The sequence below is a fragment of the Shouchella xiaoxiensis genome, assembly GCF_016907895.1.
Taxonomy (GTDB): domain Bacteria; phylum Bacillota; class Bacilli; order Bacillales; family Bacillaceae_D; genus Shouchella; species Shouchella xiaoxiensis.
In genome coordinates, this window is record NZ_JAFBCV010000008.1 from 186,308 (window position 1) to 203,072 (window position 16,765).

The following is a 16,765-nucleotide window of genomic DNA, read 5'->3' on the forward strand; positions in this document are numbered from 1 at the left end:
ATGCCTCCTCTAACCGTTTTTCCTAGTATGCGAAAGATTGTTTGATTCATACAAAAAAGGAGACTGATTGAATCAGTCTCCTCGAATCGTATCTATTAGGTTGTACCATAAATCCGGGTTCAGCACGTCCCACATGTTTTCACCGTCACCAACAACACCAAAACCAATTACCATACCGAGTATTAAAGCCGCCCCAGCTAGCACTGTGATGATTATGAGGCGAAGCCAGATGGGAATTAAGCGAATTCGCTGCTTTTTGACAGGTGGGTTTTCACGCTCTTTTGCTTCCGCTTCCTCCGCTTCTCTTGCTTTGCGGCGTTCAGCTCGCGTATTTGGTCCCTCATCTGCTTGCTGTGCGACGACGCCAGCAATAACCGCGCTCTTCTCTCCCTCTGGCTCTTCTTGCATCACGGGAAGCTTGCTTTCTTCCTCTGCCTCTTCTTGCACCACTGGGAGCTTGCTTTCTTCCTCTGCCTCTTCTTGCACCACTGGGAGCTTGCTTTCTTCCTCTGGCTCTTCTTGCACCACAGGGAGCTCGCTTTCTTCCTCTGGCTCTTCTTGCACCACAGGAAGCTCGCTTTCTTCCTCTGGCTTTTCTTGCACCACGGGAAGCTCGCTTTCTTCCTCTGCCTCTTCTTGCACCACAGGGAGCTCGCTTTCTTCCTCTGGCTTTTCTTGCACCACGGGAAGCTCGCTCTCTTCCTCTGGCTTTTCTTGCACCACGGGAAGCTTGCTTTCTTCCTCTGGCTTTACTGTTGTTGCTGGAGGGTTGCTGCCCTCTGGCTCGGCAGATTCTTGTGGACGAGCCACATTGTCCTTAGCTGCTTGTTCATCTGTTTTTTTAGCCAAGTGCGCTCTTTTATTTTGTTCTGCTTGATCATCTACTCCCAAAGTGCGCTACCCCCTCGTTCGCTAACGTCTTATGCTGTTCACGAGGCCTGCCATATCATCGGAAAATGTAAAAGCTTTTGCCTGAAACTGCATTTGCCGTTGGGTTGCCATTAACTCAGCCATTTCGTGACCAATGTCAATATTTGATTGTTCAAGTGCACCCTGTTTTAGCTGACCGCCTTCAAGTTGTGTTAAAACCGCATCATCTAATGGGTATACAAATTGGTTTTCACCAACTGCTTGAAGCGCTTGCGGACGCTCAATTTGTGAAATCGAGAATGAGCCAACTGCTTGCTCCTCTCCTGATGCAAGTCTAGCAAAAAGTAAGCCATCGCGCCACTCAACTGAAGCTGTATTCGCTGGTAAAGTCATAGCCGTTCCAGCTTGATTTAAAACACGATCGCCATTTTTAGTAACTAATTGTAGCTCACCGGTTGCGTCTTGTGAGTAGTAAAATGTACCATCACGAGTTAGCCGTTGTCCAGAATCTGTTTCAATTTGAAAGAAAAGATTCGCTTCGGTTAAAGCAAAATCTAGCTCACGCTCCGTGTCACGGATGACTCCTTGCGCTGTTGACATACTAGTTTGCGCTGGTCGTGCCCCCGTACCAACGCGCAGCCCGTGAGGCGTTAAGCGATTTTCGTTCGGCTGATTCATATATTCAGACGATAGCACATCGGAAAAGGAAACGGATCGTCCTTTATAGCCGACTGTATTTGCATTTGCCATGTTGTTGGCGATTGTATCCATCTTCTTTTGCAACTGGTTGATGGTCGCTGACGCCGTAAAACCTGAAATCATTGCTTAAACCCCCTTATGTAATTCGACCGACTTCATTTACTGCTTTTTCCAAGCTTTGATCATAGGCTTGCAGCACTTTCTGATTCGCTTCAAATATACGGTAGCTTTGCAGCATTTCATTCATTGTTTGTGCGACATTGACATTGCTGTTCTCTAGCGCGTACTGTTGGATCGCAAACGTCACGTCATTGTTGCCATGCGCTGACTGAAGCACATTTTCCTCATCGCGATAAAGCCCGTCGCCATCTTTTTCAAGTGCATTTGTATTTTCACTATGAACCACTTGGATCGTTCCAATAGCTTGTCCATCTACGGTTACAGCTCCATTTGATCCGACAGTAAACTGTTCATTATTGACTTGGATTGGATTCCCATCAATTCCTTGAACCAAGTAGCCGCTTCCCGTAGCTAGTCGCCCTTGCTCATCTGCCTGCAAATTTCCGTTACGCGTGTAACGAACACCGTTTTCCGTCTGAACACTGAATAAGACAGCTTCATTTTCTGCTGCCCCTTGTTGCATTAAAGCTAAGTCAGTCGAGTTTCCCGTTTGCTTAATATCGCCTTGGCGCAAATCGGTTATTTGTTCTTGTAAATACACAGCTGTTGATAAGCCCCCGATCGGCTGTTGATTCTTCACAAGCTGCGCCTGATTGGCCTGCATGAGCATTTGCGGAAACGAGCGAGTGACACTCTGGTCTGCCTTAAAACCCGGCGTTTCAGAATTAGCTAGATTATGCGTCAACATGTCTTGGCGGTATTGAGCTGCAAGCATTCCACTTGCTGCAGTATAAAAGCCTCTTAACACGGCAAGTCCTCCTCTTTAAATTTCAATGCGTTTATTAGACATTTTATCAAGATTTTCTAAGAGAATACCAGTGCCTGTAGCCACACAATGCATTGGCTCTTCCGCAACCAAAACTGGAATTTTCAATTCCTCCGCCAATAACGTATCCATCCCATGCATCAACGCACCGCCTCCTGTTAACATGACGCCACGATCAATAATATCAGCCGACAGCTCAGGTGGTGTTTTTTCAAGCACTTGCTTCGCCGCTTGCACGATGTAGGCAACGGACTCTACTAAAGCCTTCTCAATTTCTTTCGATGTAATTGTGATATTACGTGGCAAGCCAGTCACCATGTCTCGACCACGGATGTCCATTTCTTCTGAGCGTGCACCTGGGAATACAGTAGCAATTTGTTTCTTGATTTCTTCTGACGTTCGCTCACCAATTAACAGCTTGTACTGTTTTTTAATATACGAGAGAATATCAGCATCAAATCGGTCACCGGCTACTTTAATAGAAGAAGCGGTTACAACATCCCCCATTGAAAGCACAGCGACATCTGTTGTTCCGCCACCAATGTCGACGACCATATTTCCACTTGGTTGGAAAATATCCATCCCAGCCCCTATGGCCGCCACCTTTGGTTCTTCTTCTAAATACACGTTTTTGCTGCCTGTTTTCTCAACAGCTTGACGAATCGCCTTCTGTTCAACGGATGTGATATTAGTCGGACAGCAAACAAGAATGCGCGGTTTAGAAAACAATCCTTTGACATTAATTTTATCAAGAAAGTGCTTCAGCATTGATTCTGTCATCTCAAAGTTCGCGATGACTCCGTCCTTCATCGGACGAATTGCTACAATATTTCCAGGTGTACGTCCAACCATGCGAAAGGCTTCTTCTCCTACAGCAAGCACACGATTTGTTGACGTGTCCAACGCCACAACGGAAGGTTCATTTAATACAATTCCACTTCCTTTAACGTAAATCAGTACATTTGCTGTTCCTAAATCAATTCCAATATCACGACCAAACATTTTCGTACTTCCCCCTTGTTTGTTAATTACTTTTTACTGAGCGTCGCGCGTTTTATGAGTTAACTTATTATGTATAATTTAGAATGAATGGGTTTTTTGAAACACGCACTTTTACCTAGTATAAATAGTAACATAAACAAGAGAGAAAAGTTAAAACTTGTCGAAATTTTTATCTTTGTGTTTTAGCGATTGGCGTTTCTATTTTCCTGTACTTCACTTTTGTCGCCTCACCACCTCGTAAGTGGCGAATAGATTTGTGGTACTCAAGGATTTCCTTCACGTCATTTGCAAGCTCCGGATTGATTTCTGGTAAACGCTCGGTGAGATCCTTGTGTACAGTACTTTTTGAGACTCCAAATTCCTTTGCAATTGTTCGCACTGTTTTCTTCGTCTCAACAATGTACTTGCCAATCTTGATGGTTCGCTCTTTGATGTAATCGTGCACACGACTCGCCTCCCTAGTTCTGTAAAGGTGATTGATAAAGTGTATTAGAGAGCGTCGTACGATATACCACATTTTCACAGACCCTGCGTGTTTTTACGTTTTTTATTTATCGAGACATGCAAAAAAGCGTGAGGCTGCTTGTACAGCTTCACGCTTAATTAAGCTTACTGATTATTCGTTTGTGTCTTCGCCTTCAGCAGGCTGATTGTTCTCTGGTTGCTCATTCTCTTCAGGCTTTTTCTCTTCTTCAGGCGTTTCTTCGTTTTCTTTATCCTTGTCTTCTCCTTGTGGAAGCAAAGAATCAAGATCTTCTACCGACTTCTCAAATACATCTGCTGGATTTAGCGCTACACCGTCATGACGTACTTCGAAGTGAACATGGATTCCTGCTTCTTCGTTGTATACGTTTTTACCAGCTTCACCTACTACATCACCTTGCTTAATTTCGTCGCCTTGCTTCACTTCGATCGAACTTAAACTAGAATAATGTGTTTTGGTCTCTTCACCGTGATCGACTTCAATTACAAAACCGAGAACCGAATCCTTCATTGCTTTGGTGACAACTCCACTCATCGCAGCCATAACCGGAAATGATTCTTGGTTCGCACTTGCTAAATCAATTCCTTTGTTCTCACGATAAATGCTATCATAATAAACGAGCGCCTGCTCTTGTTCTTCTAAATTAGCTTCCGCGTCATAGAAGATTCCAACTTGGTCAAACTCTGACTCTTGATCGACTGGCATATGAAAGGACTCATTTCCAACAGCTACTGGTAGAGTAGGCTCTTCCGTTTGACCAGGCTGTTCGTTTGTATCAGGACCCTGTTCAGTCGCCTCATCCCCATTTTGCATAAAGAATACAGCACTTAAAAGACCAGCAGCAACAGCTAAATAGACACCAGGCAAAACCCAACGTTTACCCATTATTTTTTGGATTTTGTTAGAAGAATTTTTTTCTTCTTTCATTTCTCATCACCTCTGACAATCATTCTGAGCAAATTGCTAGAAATATATACCTATCAAACAAAAATATTTTTTTCAGTTCTTTTTTTCCCAAAAACGCTTACTAAAACGCCTCATCAGTGCCTATTAAAACAAGAAAAAACCATTCTCAATTTTTAAGAGAATGGTTTTTTCTTTATTTTTTATACGTTTCCATAGATTCAATTTCAACTCCGCTATAATAATGAGCAATAATATCTTGATAGCTCTGTCCTTCCAAAGCCATTCCATTTGCGCCGAATTGGCTCATGCCAACCCCATGGCCCCAACCTTTTGTTTGGATTACGACCATATTATTCGAAAGATGCCACGAAAAGTCTGATGAGTCCAATTCCAGTGCTTCCCGTATCTCTCTTCCTGAAAACGTTTTGTCGCCAATAACAACCGTCTCCACACGCCCACCACTTGTTCGTGAAGAGATTGTACCAATTGACCCATCGCCAGACAATGTTACTCCTAATGTCGCTTCAAATTCACTTATTGGCATTGAAACTTCTTTTGAGTAGCGAGGAGATCCAGTGTCCCATGGACTTTTAACACTTTTTAAGTATGGAATTTCATGGGCCCAATAATCTTCTGAGTTCTCGGTAAAGCCGTTACTAGTTGAGAAAAAAGCCGCTGTAATCGGTTGATCTTTATACGTAATAACCTGGCCTTCCGTGGCTTCTACTGCCTCTTCGACTTTTGAGTACCGCTCTGGAAACGAATCCCCCCATTTTTCCTCTAACTCTTCTTTGCTTTGGTAGACTTGATGAAGAACCGTATCCGTCACAAGCGCATCCTGAGGTACATTGCGGTCGCCTTTCTCTTTAAGCTGCTGCGACAACACATAGGTTTGAGCAGCAAGAGACTGTGCTTTGAGAGCCTCTAATTCATAGTCTGTCGGCATTTCTGAAGCGACAACACCGATAACGTACTCTTTTAATGGTACGACTTCGACCGTTTCTGCTTTTGAGCGAAAAACAGCAATTTCCATCTTAGTTTCTTCAGCTTTCACGGTTTCAGAACCTACCTTTGCTTCCTCAACTTGGCTTGTCTTCTCGATTAGAGCCAGTCCAAAACTCGCATCTGCATGCTCTGTGCTTTCTTTACCAAAACCGACCAACGCCGCTGGGATGACAAGGACAATGATGATTAGGGTTAATGCTACAGCTATCATTCTTTTCATCGCAGACCTCCACTTCCTACAAATAAACCTACTCTAATCCATATGAAAAGAGGATTTAAAAAAGAAGTGAAAGATTTGCAAACAAAAAAGTGCGTCAAATAAATTGACACACTTTTTTCGCCAGAATTCGTATAAATCGACTTATTTCCCTGGAAATAGTCTTATTAGATAAGCTCAGCCGTTTCGACGAACTCATTTTCAAGCTGTTCTTCAACACGCTCAATATCAGCACCTAATGCTTTTAGCTTCTCAGTCAAACGCACATAACCACGATCAAGATGTTTTAATTCTGTTACGCGCGTATATCCGTCAGCTACAAGCCCAGCAACAACAAGGGCAGCACCTGCACGTAAGTCAGTTGCGCCAACTTCTGCACCTTGTAAGTCAGTAGGTCCTGAGACAATCGCAGAACGGCCTTCAATTTTAATATTTCCGTTCATTCGACGGAATTCCTCTACATGCATAAAACGATTTTCAAACACGGTTTCAGTAACAACACTTGTGCCTTCTGCTTTCAACAGAAGCGCCATCATTTGCGCCTGCATATCCGTTGGGAAGCCAGGATGTGGCATCGTTTTAATATCAATTGCCTTTAATTTTTCTGGACCGATGACACGTAAACCCGATTCTTCTTCTAGAATTTCAACGCCCATCTCACGCATTTTTGCTACAAGTGGTCGCATATGTTCTGCAATCGCACCTTCAACAAAAACATTTCCTCTTGTAATTGCAGCAGCAGTCATAAACGTGCCGGCTTCAATTCGGTCAGGAATAACAGAGTGAACAGCTCCATGAAGAGACTCGACACCATCAATGCGAATAACGCCGGTTCCAGCTCCTCTTACTTTACCGCCCATCGCATTTAAATAGTTCGCCAAATCAACGATCTCTGGCTCTTCTGCAACGTTTTCTAAAATGGTTGTGCCTTCAGCTAGGACAGCAGCCATCATAATGTTCTCCGTTGCACCAACGCTTGGGAAATCTAAATAAATTTTTGTTCCTTGAAGCTTTCCGTCAATTCGTGCTTCAATAAAACCATTTCCAATTTCAACGGTTGCTCCCATTGCTTCAAACCCTTTTAAATGCTGCTCAATTGGTCGTGAACCAATTGCACATCCACCAGGTAAAGCAATACGAGCGCGCCCTACTCTTGCAAGTAAAGGACCCATTACGAGAAATGAGGCTCTCATTTTTCTTACATATTCAAATGGAGCTTCTGTTTTTAATGGTCTGTCGGCATGAACGACAAAACGGCCATCCGCATTATAATCAACTGCAACATTTAGATTTGTTAACACTTCTTTCATTGTATAAACATCTGTTAACGATGGTACATCTTCAATAGTGCTTGCACCACGTTCAGCTAAAATAGATGCTGCGATTACAGGCAAAACGGCATTCTTAGCCCCTTCTACCTTCACGGAGCCGTGTAGCTTGTTGCCACCACGGACAATGATTTTTTCCAACGTATTCCCCTCCGCGTCTGATATTTGTCTCTTCTATATTATCAATATTCAGTCGTAATTATAGGCGTTCCAAAAGTAACGATTGTTCTTGAGCCCAAGTCTGCGTTTTGCCTCAAGGCTATTTGCACGTTCATCGTTTTATTGTCATGTAGAGTAATACCCTCACTCCACTCACTATTGTATGCGGACAACGAAATAAACGTTTCTTCGATCAGTGCTTCCATTTCTTCTGCACCTAATCGTTTAGCATATTCTCTTGCTTTTTCAGGTAATGAACGAGCATGTAAATCAGTTTCAGCCGTAATTTGATAAAAGAACATGGCTGGATTGATTTCTAGTTCATTCAAACGATTCTCGAGATTATCACGATTAAAAGTCTGACCAGCTTTATCTGCTATTAGCTCGTACGACTTTTCCAAAACAATTCCGCCAGTGTTCTTCGAAGCAAAGAATTTAACTTCCTCACGTAATCCGTCTTGCGTTGTATGAATAAATACAGCGATTTCGTGATCCCCATTTACTTCGGATGAAGCAAGAGTAAAAGATGGATGTTCCAGTTTAAATACATCAACATACTTTTGAAAATCATTATTCATTTCAATAGCAGAGCTCTTCACGCGAGATCTCCAGTTTAAAACCTGAAGCTCATCTGCTTCCATAAGCTCATTAAATGCTACGATTTGTTCATTTAAATGATTATCAAGAGCTTGGCTAGGTGAGTTTGAAAACATCGCCCCACACAGCACGAATACCAATATAAAGAAACCGAATACTGACACCTTTTTCATGTACGCTTTCTCCCCTCAGCGGTCATGGTTTTGTTACTACCATTTTTACCTTAAAGAGAAAAACCATACATCGAAAAGCGTGTTTTTCTTTAACATCTTTTAACTAAAATAAATAAGGTAAGAAGCGAACTGCTCCGAAATAATCGATAAAGAAACGTGCAAGCAAGTGGCCTAGTGCAATGGCAGCCAAAACTTTTAAAAGTGCGGCTTGCGTACTCTTAGGATTTTTTACGAACAGGTCAAAGCGAAACGCTTGCAACGCCCACCAAGCAATTCCTAGACAAAGAAGGTTCAAGATAATATGTATGAATCCCTCTACACCAAGTTCACTTGTCAAAAAAAGTCCCCTTTTCCTTCAAAAGGATTGCAAAAGCGAAAGTCAAGTAAAAAGTTCGCAATCCATTTTCAATCATAACGGATTTACAGATAAAAAGCTACCGTTTCTTGTACCAAAAATACGTTGATTTCATTAAAAACGTATGAACGTTTTGTTACAGCAGACGAGTGAGGTTTTACATTCCTCGCTCACAAGTCTCTTACCCCTTAATCAATTGTTTAAATCCTGTTTTTAAACAAAATAAAAAAACCATTAAAAATGATTTTTAATGGTTTTTCAGCTTATTTTTTTTTGGCCACGTCTAGTCGCGTAACGGCACGATAAAGTGCTGCTTCCGCACGTTTTTTATCAATATGACCTGCTGCATCATTTAACCGCGTTTCGGCACGATCCTTTGCTTTCTCTGCCCGATCGACATTGATTTGCTCAGGACGTTCCGCTGCTTCTGCCAAAATGCTTACTTGATCAGGTCTTACTTCTATAAAACCACCTGATACGGCTACTTGGTCTTCTTGTCCGTCCCTTATAAAACGAGCAGGTCCAGCTGCAAGTGGAGAGACGAGTGGAATATGTTTTGCTTTAATTCCTAGTTCACCTTCAGTCGTTTTAACAACGACAAGTTCTGCATCACCTGAGTAAACGAGTCCATCAGGTGTTACGACGCTCACTTGTATTGTTTCCATAGAACCCCTCCTCTATTGGCTACTCGCAAAAGGAAACGGAACTCCGTTTCCTTTTACATTGTTAGACCATTTCTTTTGCTTTTTCTACAACTTCTTCAATACGACCGACTAAGCGGAACGCATCTTCTGGAAGATCGTCATATTTACCAGCAAGAATGTCTTTAAAGCCTTGGATGGTTTCTTTAACTGGAACATACGAACCAGGTTGACCTGTAAATTGTTCAGCAACGTGGAAGTTCTGTGATAAGAAGAATTGAATTCGACGAGCTCGTGCAACGACAAGCTTGTCATCCTCTGATAGTTCTTCCATACCAAGAATTGCAATAATATCTTGAAGCTCACGGTATTTTTGTAGTGTCTGTTGAACACCACGTGCTACACTGTAATGCTCCTCTCCAACAACTTCTGGAGATAAAGCACGAGATGTTGATGCAAGTGGATCAACGGCAGGGTAAATCCCTTGCTCTGTTAATTTACGCTCAAGGTTCGTCGTCGCATCTAAGTGAGCAAACGCCGTAGCTGGAGCTGGATCTGTATAGTCATCGGCAGGTACATAGATCGCTTGAATCGATGTAACTGAGCCTTTTTTCGTTGATGTAATACGCTCTTGTAACTGACCCATTTCCGTTGCAAGCGTCGGTTGGTAACCTACCGCAGACGGCATACGTCCAAGCAAGGCAGATACCTCTGATCCAGCTTGAGTAAAGCGGAAGATGTTATCAACAAACAATAGTACATCCGCGCCTTGGTCGTCACGGAAATATTCAGCCATTGTTAATCCAGTAAGGGCTACCCGCATACGAGCACCAGGTGGTTCGTTCATCTGACCGAACACCATCGCTGTCTTTTTAATAACGCCAGCCTCAGTCATCTCGTGATAAAGGTCATTTCCTTCACGCGTACGCTCTCCTACACCAGCAAATACCGAAATACCACCGTGCTCAAGTGCGACGTTATTAATTAATTCTTGGATAAGTACCGTTTTACCTACACCGGCACCTCCGAAGAGACCAACTTTTCCTCCTTTTGTATAAGGAGCTAGTAAGTCAACAACTTTAATTCCTGTTTCAAGAATTTCAGTTGTTGTCGTTAACTCATCAAAGCTAGGTGCTTCGCGGTGAATCGGATCACGGCGTACTTCCGCTGGAACCGGCTCTTTCAAGTCGATTTCTTCTCCAAGAACATTAAATACACGACCTAATGTCTCTTCACCTACTGGTACAGATATTGGAGCACCAGTGTCATGCGCTTCTGTACCACGCATTAATCCATCCGTTGAACCCATCGCTACTGTTCGAACCGTATCGTTTCCAAGGTGAAGTGCTACTTCAAGTGTCACTTTCGCTTCAACAGCATTGTTCACGCCGCCAGTTTGACTTACACGAAGTGCGTTATTAATTTGAGGTAGCTGACCACTTGGAAACTTCACGTCTACGACCGGTCCTGTAATTTGAATAATACGGCCTGTTGACATTCTTTTCCCTCCTGCTTCTAAACAAACTTGTTTTATTCTAACGCGGCTGCACCGCCGACAATTTCGGTAATCTCCTGCGTAATCGCTGCTTGACGTGCTCGGTTATAGGAGAGCGTCAAATCATCAATAAGCGAGGATGCATTATCTGAAGCTGCACTCATCGCAGTCATTCTTGCACCAAATTCACTTGCCTTCGCATCAAGAAGCGCTCCATAAATCAAGCTTTCTGCATAACGTGGCAACACGGTTTCAAGAATTTCACGCTCAGATGGTTCATATTCGTATAAACTATCGTTGCTTTGCTCACCACTATCCGTTGAAGCAAGTGGCAAGAGCTTCTGTTCCGTTACGGTTTGCGTCATTGGCGAAACGAAGTGATTATACCAGATATACAATTCATCAAAAACACCATCAGCAAACATTTCCACAGACGTTTTTGCCAAGTTGCTTACATCGGCAAAGCCCGGCTGATCTGGAACTTCAATCATTTCTTGGATAATTGGTTGTTTACGTGTTTTTAACAGGTCACGACCAATTCTTCCTAAGACAATAATCGCATATTCATCCGAAGAAGCATGACGCGCATTTAACGTCTTCATCATATCGCGTAGGAGACTTGAGTTATAACCACCAGCAAGCCCTGTATCAGACGAAATAAAGATGTATCCCGTCTTCTTTACTGGACGCGCTTCAAGCATTGGGTGACTAACATCACTACCCGCTTGCGCCATATTGCTTACAACTTCGCGCATTTTCTTTGCATAAACTTCATAGCTTTGCGCTTTTTCTTGCGCCCGATTCAACTTCGCAGCAGATACCATTTGCATTGCTTTTGTAATTTGACGGGTCTTTTTGGTAGAAGTAATTCTATTTTTAATATCGCGTAAAGAGGCCATCTGTTCACCGCCTTTCCGAGCAAGACTTTGATTTTAAACGTGATTATTCGTTAGAGGCTACAAAGCCTTTCTTGAATGAAGCAATCGCTGCTTTTAATTCGCCTTCATCAGGTAGGTTACCAGTTGTACGAATATGCTCAAGCAGTTCATTGTTGTTGCTCTCAAGGTGAGTGAACAGCTCCGATTCAAAACGCAAGCAATCTGTAACAGGGACATCATCTAAATAACCTTTGGTTAACGCATAAATAATCGCTACTTGTTTTTCAACAGGTAATGGTTGATTTAGATCTTGCTTAAGCAGTTCAACTGTACGTTGACCACGCCCTAAACGTGCTTGTGTTGATGCATCTAAATCAGAACCGAATTGCGCAAATGCTTCAAGTTCACGGTATGCAGCAAGGTCTAAACGAAGTGTTCCTGCTACTTTTTTCATTGCTTTGATTTGGGCAGAACCACCAACACGTGATACGGAGATCCCCGGGTTTACCGCTGGGCGTACACCTGAGTGGAATAAATCAGACTGCAAGAAAACTTGACCATCTGTAATTGAAATAACATTTGTAGGAATATAAGCAGATACGTCACCTGCTTGTGTTTCAATAAATGGTAACGCAGTGATTGAACCGCCACCTAAATCATCATTCAGCTTGGCTGCTCTCTCTAGTAAGCGCGAATGCAAGTAGAATACATCCCCTGGGAATGCTTCACGACCTGGAGGGCGACGAAGAAGTAGCGACATTTCACGATACGCTGCTGCTTGTTTAGATAAATCATCATAAACAACAAGTACGTGTTTTCCGTCATACATGAATTCTTCAGCCATTGATACACCAGTGAAAGGCGCTAAGAATAGCATTGGTGCAGGATCAGAAGCACCGGCAGATACGACGATTGTATAATCAAGCGCTCCACGCTGGCGAAGTGTTTCCACGACACCGGATACCGTTGATTCTTTTTGACCGATCGCTACGTATACACAAATCATGTCTTGGTCTTTTTGATTTAAAATCGTATCAATTGCAATCGATGTTTTTCCTGTTTGGCGGTCACCGATAATTAACTCACGTTGACCACGACCAATTGGAATCATTGAATCGATTGATTTAATACCTGTTTGAAGAGGCTCATGAACGGATTTACGAGCCATAACACCCGGTGCTGGCCCTTCAACTGGACGCGTTTTTGACGTATTGATTGGACCAAGTCCATCAACTGGTTGTCCAAGTGGATTTACGACACGGCCTAATAATTCCTGACCAACTGGCACTTCCATAATACGCCCAGTCCGCTTTACTTCATCCCCTTCACGAATGTCGCTATACGGTCCTAAAATGATAATACCAATGCTATCTTCCTCAAGGTTCTGAGCCATACCCATAACGCCTGTAGAAAACTCAAGCAATTCTCCAGCCATAACGTTCTCTAAACCATATGCTGTAGCAATACCATCACCAACGCGAATAACTGTACCCACATCTTGTACATCAACGCTCGTTTCGTATTGCTCGATCTGTTGTTTGATGAGCGAGCTAATTTCTGTCGCTTTAATGCTTGCCATTCGTTTCACCCCTAACTGACAGTTTCTTTAATTTCCTGCTAGAAGACCTTTTTCAAGGCGATTTAGTTGACCTTTTACACTGCCATCAAAAACTCGGTCGCCAACACGGACTTTAATGCCGCCGATTAGTTCTTTTTGAACAATGTTCTTCACTTCAAGTGCACGTTTCCCTGCTTTAGGAGCAAAAACGGCCGCAACTTGATTTTGTTCTTCATCTGAGAGAGGCTTTGCCGAGTATACAAGCGCTTCAGCAATTCCTTTTTTCTCATTGTTAAGCTTCTTATATTCAGGAGCAAGTTCTGGAATAACGCTAAAACGATTGCGCTCCAATAAACGTAAAACAACCGCAAGCGTAGTTCCATGTACGTTATTTTCAAATGACTGTTTGATCAACTGCTGTTTTTGAGCAAGTGGTAGGCTTGGAATTTGAAGTAGCTTTACAAGTTCAGGTGTCTGTTCAAACACCTCTGTTACAAGCAATAAATCTTTTTCAAACTCATTAACCAATCCTTTTGTTTCTCCTAACTCAAAAAGAGCAACAGCGTAACGATTGGCTACCGCTTTGTTGCTCATAGCTCTTCGCCCGCTTGTTTAAGATACTCTTGTACAAGTTTATCTTGCTCGCTTGCATCAAGTTCTTTTTCAATGACTTTCTGTGCAATAAGGACAGATAAAGAAGCAACCTGTTCGCGAAGAGCGGTAACGGCTTGTTCTTTTTCATTGCGAATTTCAGCAAGCGCTTGTTGCTGAACACGAACGGCTTCAGCTTTCGCTTCGCGCACAATTTCTTGACCTTGTTGTTCGCCAGCTTTTTTGGCATTTTCAATCAGCTCACGAGCTTCAACTCGTGCTTTTTTCATTTCTTCTTTTTGATCAGCAATCATTTTCTCCGCTTCTTTGCGGTTCTTTTCAGCTGAATCAATTTGGTCATTTATCATATTTTGGCGATTTTGCATCACACCAAGAAGTGGTTTAATCGCAAAAATACCAAGTAAAATAATTAGAACGGTAAATGAAGTGATTTGATAAAGAACCGTTCCCCAGTCAAATACTTGAAACATCGTTACACCCCTTTTTCATTTCAGAAGTCAGGCCTTACATAAGGAAAGGCGAGAGGTCCTAAAGTAGAACGCTGTCGCCTCTCCATGATTACCCGTATGAAAAAACGCGGTTAGCCTAAGAAGTACATGATGAACGCAAGAGCTACCGCAAGAATTGGAACGGCCTCTGCAAGTGGTGCACCGATAAACATAAGTGTTTGTAATGGTCCACGTTGTTCTGGCTGACGAGCCACCCCTTCAAGAACTGCTTTTACGATGATCGCAACACCGATCGCTCCACCGAGTGCAGCTAAACCAGCTGCAATACCTGCTGCTAAGTGAGTCATAATTTGTTTCCTCCTTAAGATAGTTAAATAGTTGGTTTTTATAGTATATAAGATCGCTCTTTCGAGCAGAGATTAATGCTGTTCAACTTTATGTGACATATAAACCATTGCGAGCATCGCAAAGATATATGCCTGAATCGAACCAATGAAGATACTGAATGCTTGCCATGCCATTAACGGTAAGAACGCTAAAACGCCCCAATACCAAGCGGTTGTACCTAAAGTTACGAGTAGTACCATCAATACTTCTTTTGCAAAGATATTACCGAATAACCGCATTCCTAGCGTTAGGAAGTTTGATACTTCTTCAATAATCTTAAATGGAAGCAGCACCCAAACTGGCTGTACAAAGCCTTTTGCGTATCCTTTAATACCGGTCAGCTTCAACCCATAAATATGCGTTAATACAACAACAAAAGCTGCCATTGTTAAAGCTAAAATCGGGTCAGCCGTTGGTGATTTCCACCAAACGTAGTGATTTGAGTCATCTGTCGCTAACTCAAAAGGTATTCCCATCATATTGGCTACAAACATATAAAATAGGAGCGCATAGGCAAGGACAATAAATCGACCACCTGTTTTCCACTCCATGTTCGCTTTAATGATCCCTCGAACAAAGTCTAGAAGCCATTCAATAAAATTCTGAAGGCCAGTTGGACGCATCGCCAGTTTTCGAGCTCCGATTATGGAAATGACCAATACAATGACCATGGCTACCGTTGAGGTAAACATCACTGTAAGGTTAAATGGAATGTTAAACCACGGGTCGTACCAATAGTAACTCTGTGTATTCATTGTTTCACCTCTTTCGCCTATAAGCTTTAATTAACATATCCACCATCATTACGGTATAAAATAAACCGACACCGATGATAACAGCCAACAGATGGAACGTTTCAGGGTACAGTAGAGCAATACCAACAGCGATCAAAACGAGCAGCATTCGAAAAACATAACCCAACCCTATTGATAGCATTGATAGCGAATTGGAAGTTGTTCGCCCTAGATTACGTGCATTACGGTAGGTTGTCCATAAGTTAAAATAGCTAACGGAATAACCTAATAGCAGACCGAGGAAAAACGCTTTTTCAGATGTAAGTAAATAACCTACCAACATTCCTGCAATGAGAAAAATGGTGAGGAGTGAATAGTGCTTCATATGCGAATGTAAGCTCAAATCCGCATCTGGTCTTGGCATTTACTCATCGTCTCCCAAAAAAGGCTGAACCGCTTTATAGATGCCGTACGTTCCTGAAAATATTCCGAACAATAAGCAAATAAGCAAAAAAATTGGTTCTGTCCCTAACAGTTTATCGATCCATAACCCAAGGACTAAGCCTCCAATTGTACCTCCAAGCACACATGATGTAATGGTCGAAACCAGTACAAACGCTCGCATGGGGTTCTTCTTTTGGTTTGACAATGAAAATCACCCTCCATTGCATTCAAAAACCCGTACAACCTGCTTATGTAACCCTTATCATGGTAACCCTTTGTAATCGTACAATAGCGGCTTACTGCTGTCAACGAATTTTGAAAGAATATCAAAAGACTTGTAAAACAGAAATCGATTGTTCACATAAATGTCAAAGGTATTCCTTTTTTTGCTTAATCATCTTTCTCATGAACGATTTCCAAGCTTTTTAAGCGATCATTTTTTGCATTTTCTAATCTACTTCTCATTAAAAGTCAAGCATAATCATTGACAAGGTAGATTAAATATGGCCAAAAAGAAACAGCAAAGAGAATCAGATTGTCGAGAAAGCCTGGGTTCTGTGAACCCAGGCTTTCTCTTATGATCTTTTGATTGCTCCCAATGACGAAATTTGATGGTGAAAAGGATAAAAAGCCTCTCCTTCCGTCTGGAGAGGTGCATCGCAATCTTCTTGATGTTCTGCACCATGGCCGTCATAAGTGCCTGTTCCGAGGCACCTTCCAAACTTCGCAACCGACAATAGCGAAGCCCGTGGAGTTGTTTTGAATCCGCAAAGCTTCGCTCAATTTTATATTTTCGCATGCGATAGATTGCTTTTCCTTCCTTTAA

The 16,765-nt window shown here is 42.4% G+C and carries 21 protein-coding genes; all 21 read right to left on the reverse strand.

The genetic code is table 11. The features are described 5' to 3' along the window. Positions 1 to 72: 72 nt before the first annotated feature. The gene (locus JOC54_RS13695; protein WP_204466768.1) at positions 73 to 891 is read right to left on the reverse strand and encodes a DNA-directed RNA polymerase subunit beta; all 819 of its coding nucleotides are present in this window, start codon (positions 889 to 891) and stop codon (positions 73 to 75) included. A gap of 21 nt (positions 892 to 912) precedes the next feature. Then, positions 913 to 1,692, reverse strand: coding sequence for a flagellar hook-basal body protein (locus JOC54_RS13700; RefSeq protein WP_035419101.1), 780 nt, complete (start codon positions 1,690 to 1,692; stop codon positions 913 to 915). A 13-nt stretch (positions 1,693 to 1,705) separates the two neighbouring features. Next, positions 1,706 to 2,497 (reverse strand): flagellar hook-basal body protein, encoded by a 792-nt coding sequence (locus JOC54_RS13705; protein WP_204466769.1) that lies wholly within the window; start codon positions 2,495 to 2,497, stop codon positions 1,706 to 1,708. Positions 2,498 to 2,512: 15 nt separating this feature from the next. Beyond that, positions 2,513 to 3,517: a rod shape-determining protein gene (locus JOC54_RS13710; protein WP_035419099.1), complete on the reverse strand. Its 1,005-nt coding sequence runs from the start codon at positions 3,515 to 3,517 to the stop codon at positions 2,513 to 2,515. A 169-nt stretch (positions 3,518 to 3,686) separates the two neighbouring features. Further along, the gene (gene spoIIID / locus JOC54_RS13715; protein WP_035419098.1) at positions 3,687 to 3,962 is read right to left on the reverse strand and encodes a sporulation transcriptional regulator SpoIIID; all 276 of its coding nucleotides are present in this window, start codon (positions 3,960 to 3,962) and stop codon (positions 3,687 to 3,689) included. 171 nt (positions 3,963 to 4,133) lie between these two features. Then, complete coding sequence (spoIIQ, locus tag JOC54_RS13720) at positions 4,134 to 4,928, reverse strand: stage II sporulation protein SpoIIQ (protein ID WP_204466770.1); 795 nt, start codon at positions 4,926 to 4,928, stop codon at positions 4,134 to 4,136. A gap of 172 nt (positions 4,929 to 5,100) precedes the next feature. Further along, the gene (spoIID, locus tag JOC54_RS13725) at positions 5,101 to 6,132 is read right to left on the reverse strand and encodes a stage II sporulation protein D (protein WP_204466771.1); all 1,032 of its coding nucleotides are present in this window, start codon (positions 6,130 to 6,132) and stop codon (positions 5,101 to 5,103) included. A gap of 164 nt (positions 6,133 to 6,296) precedes the next feature. Further along, entirely contained in the window at positions 6,297 to 7,598 is a 1,302-nt protein-coding gene (gene murA / locus JOC54_RS13730) for a UDP-N-acetylglucosamine 1-carboxyvinyltransferase (RefSeq protein WP_204466772.1), read from the reverse strand. A 41-nt stretch (positions 7,599 to 7,639) separates the two neighbouring features. Next, positions 7,640 to 8,386 carry a YwmB family TATA-box binding protein gene (locus tag JOC54_RS13735; protein WP_204466773.1) on the reverse strand — a complete coding sequence of 249 codons (747 nt, stop codon included), beginning with the start codon at positions 8,384 to 8,386 and terminating at the stop codon, positions 7,640 to 7,642. 103 nt (positions 8,387 to 8,489) lie between these two features. Beyond that, positions 8,490 to 8,723, reverse strand: a complete 234-nt coding sequence (locus tag JOC54_RS13740) for a DUF1146 family protein (protein ID WP_204466774.1) — start codon at positions 8,721 to 8,723, stop codon at positions 8,490 to 8,492. Between the two features lie 281 nt (positions 8,724 to 9,004). After that, positions 9,005 to 9,406, reverse strand: coding sequence for a F0F1 ATP synthase subunit epsilon (locus JOC54_RS13745; RefSeq protein WP_035419090.1), 402 nt, complete (start codon positions 9,404 to 9,406; stop codon positions 9,005 to 9,007). A 61-nt stretch (positions 9,407 to 9,467) separates the two neighbouring features. Next, positions 9,468 to 10,880, reverse strand: coding sequence for a F0F1 ATP synthase subunit beta (gene atpD / locus JOC54_RS13750; protein ID WP_035419088.1), 1,413 nt, complete (start codon positions 10,878 to 10,880; stop codon positions 9,468 to 9,470). Positions 10,881 to 10,912: 32 nt separating this feature from the next. Beyond that, positions 10,913 to 11,776: an ATP synthase F1 subunit gamma gene (gene atpG, locus JOC54_RS13755; RefSeq protein ID WP_204466775.1), complete on the reverse strand. Its 864-nt coding sequence runs from the start codon at positions 11,774 to 11,776 to the stop codon at positions 10,913 to 10,915. Positions 11,777 to 11,819: 43 nt separating this feature from the next. Beyond that, on the reverse strand, positions 11,820 to 13,334 hold the full coding sequence (gene atpA, locus JOC54_RS13760) for a F0F1 ATP synthase subunit alpha (protein ID WP_035440746.1): 1,515 nt from the start codon (positions 13,332 to 13,334) through the stop codon (positions 11,820 to 11,822). A gap of 27 nt (positions 13,335 to 13,361) precedes the next feature. Next, entirely contained in the window at positions 13,362 to 13,907 is a 546-nt protein-coding gene (locus tag JOC54_RS13765; protein ID WP_204466776.1) for a F0F1 ATP synthase subunit delta, read from the reverse strand. Next, a complete protein-coding gene (gene atpF, locus JOC54_RS13770; protein WP_035419084.1) occupies positions 13,904 to 14,395 on the reverse strand; it encodes a F0F1 ATP synthase subunit B in 492 nt (163 codons plus the stop codon). The genes JOC54_RS13765 and atpF overlap by 4 nt, the downstream gene beginning before the upstream one ends. A gap of 110 nt (positions 14,396 to 14,505) precedes the next feature. Next, entirely contained in the window at positions 14,506 to 14,721 is a 216-nt protein-coding gene (atpE, locus tag JOC54_RS13775; RefSeq protein ID WP_035419083.1) for a F0F1 ATP synthase subunit C, read from the reverse strand. Between the two features lie 72 nt (positions 14,722 to 14,793). Beyond that, entirely contained in the window at positions 14,794 to 15,516 is a 723-nt protein-coding gene (atpB, locus tag JOC54_RS13780) for a F0F1 ATP synthase subunit A (RefSeq protein WP_035419082.1), read from the reverse strand. Positions 15,517 to 15,520: 4 nt separating this feature from the next. Further along, positions 15,521 to 15,919 carry an ATP synthase subunit I gene (locus JOC54_RS13785; protein ID WP_204466777.1) on the reverse strand — a complete coding sequence of 133 codons (399 nt, stop codon included), beginning with the start codon at positions 15,917 to 15,919 and terminating at the stop codon, positions 15,521 to 15,523. Then, a complete protein-coding gene (locus tag JOC54_RS13790) occupies positions 15,920 to 16,144 on the reverse strand; it encodes an AtpZ/AtpI family protein (protein WP_081760904.1) in 225 nt (74 codons plus the stop codon). Positions 16,145 to 16,420: 276 nt separating this feature from the next. Next, a partial coding sequence (locus tag JOC54_RS22965; protein ID WP_239586723.1) for a transposase occupies positions 16,421 to 16,765 on the reverse strand: 345 nt, incomplete at its 5' end.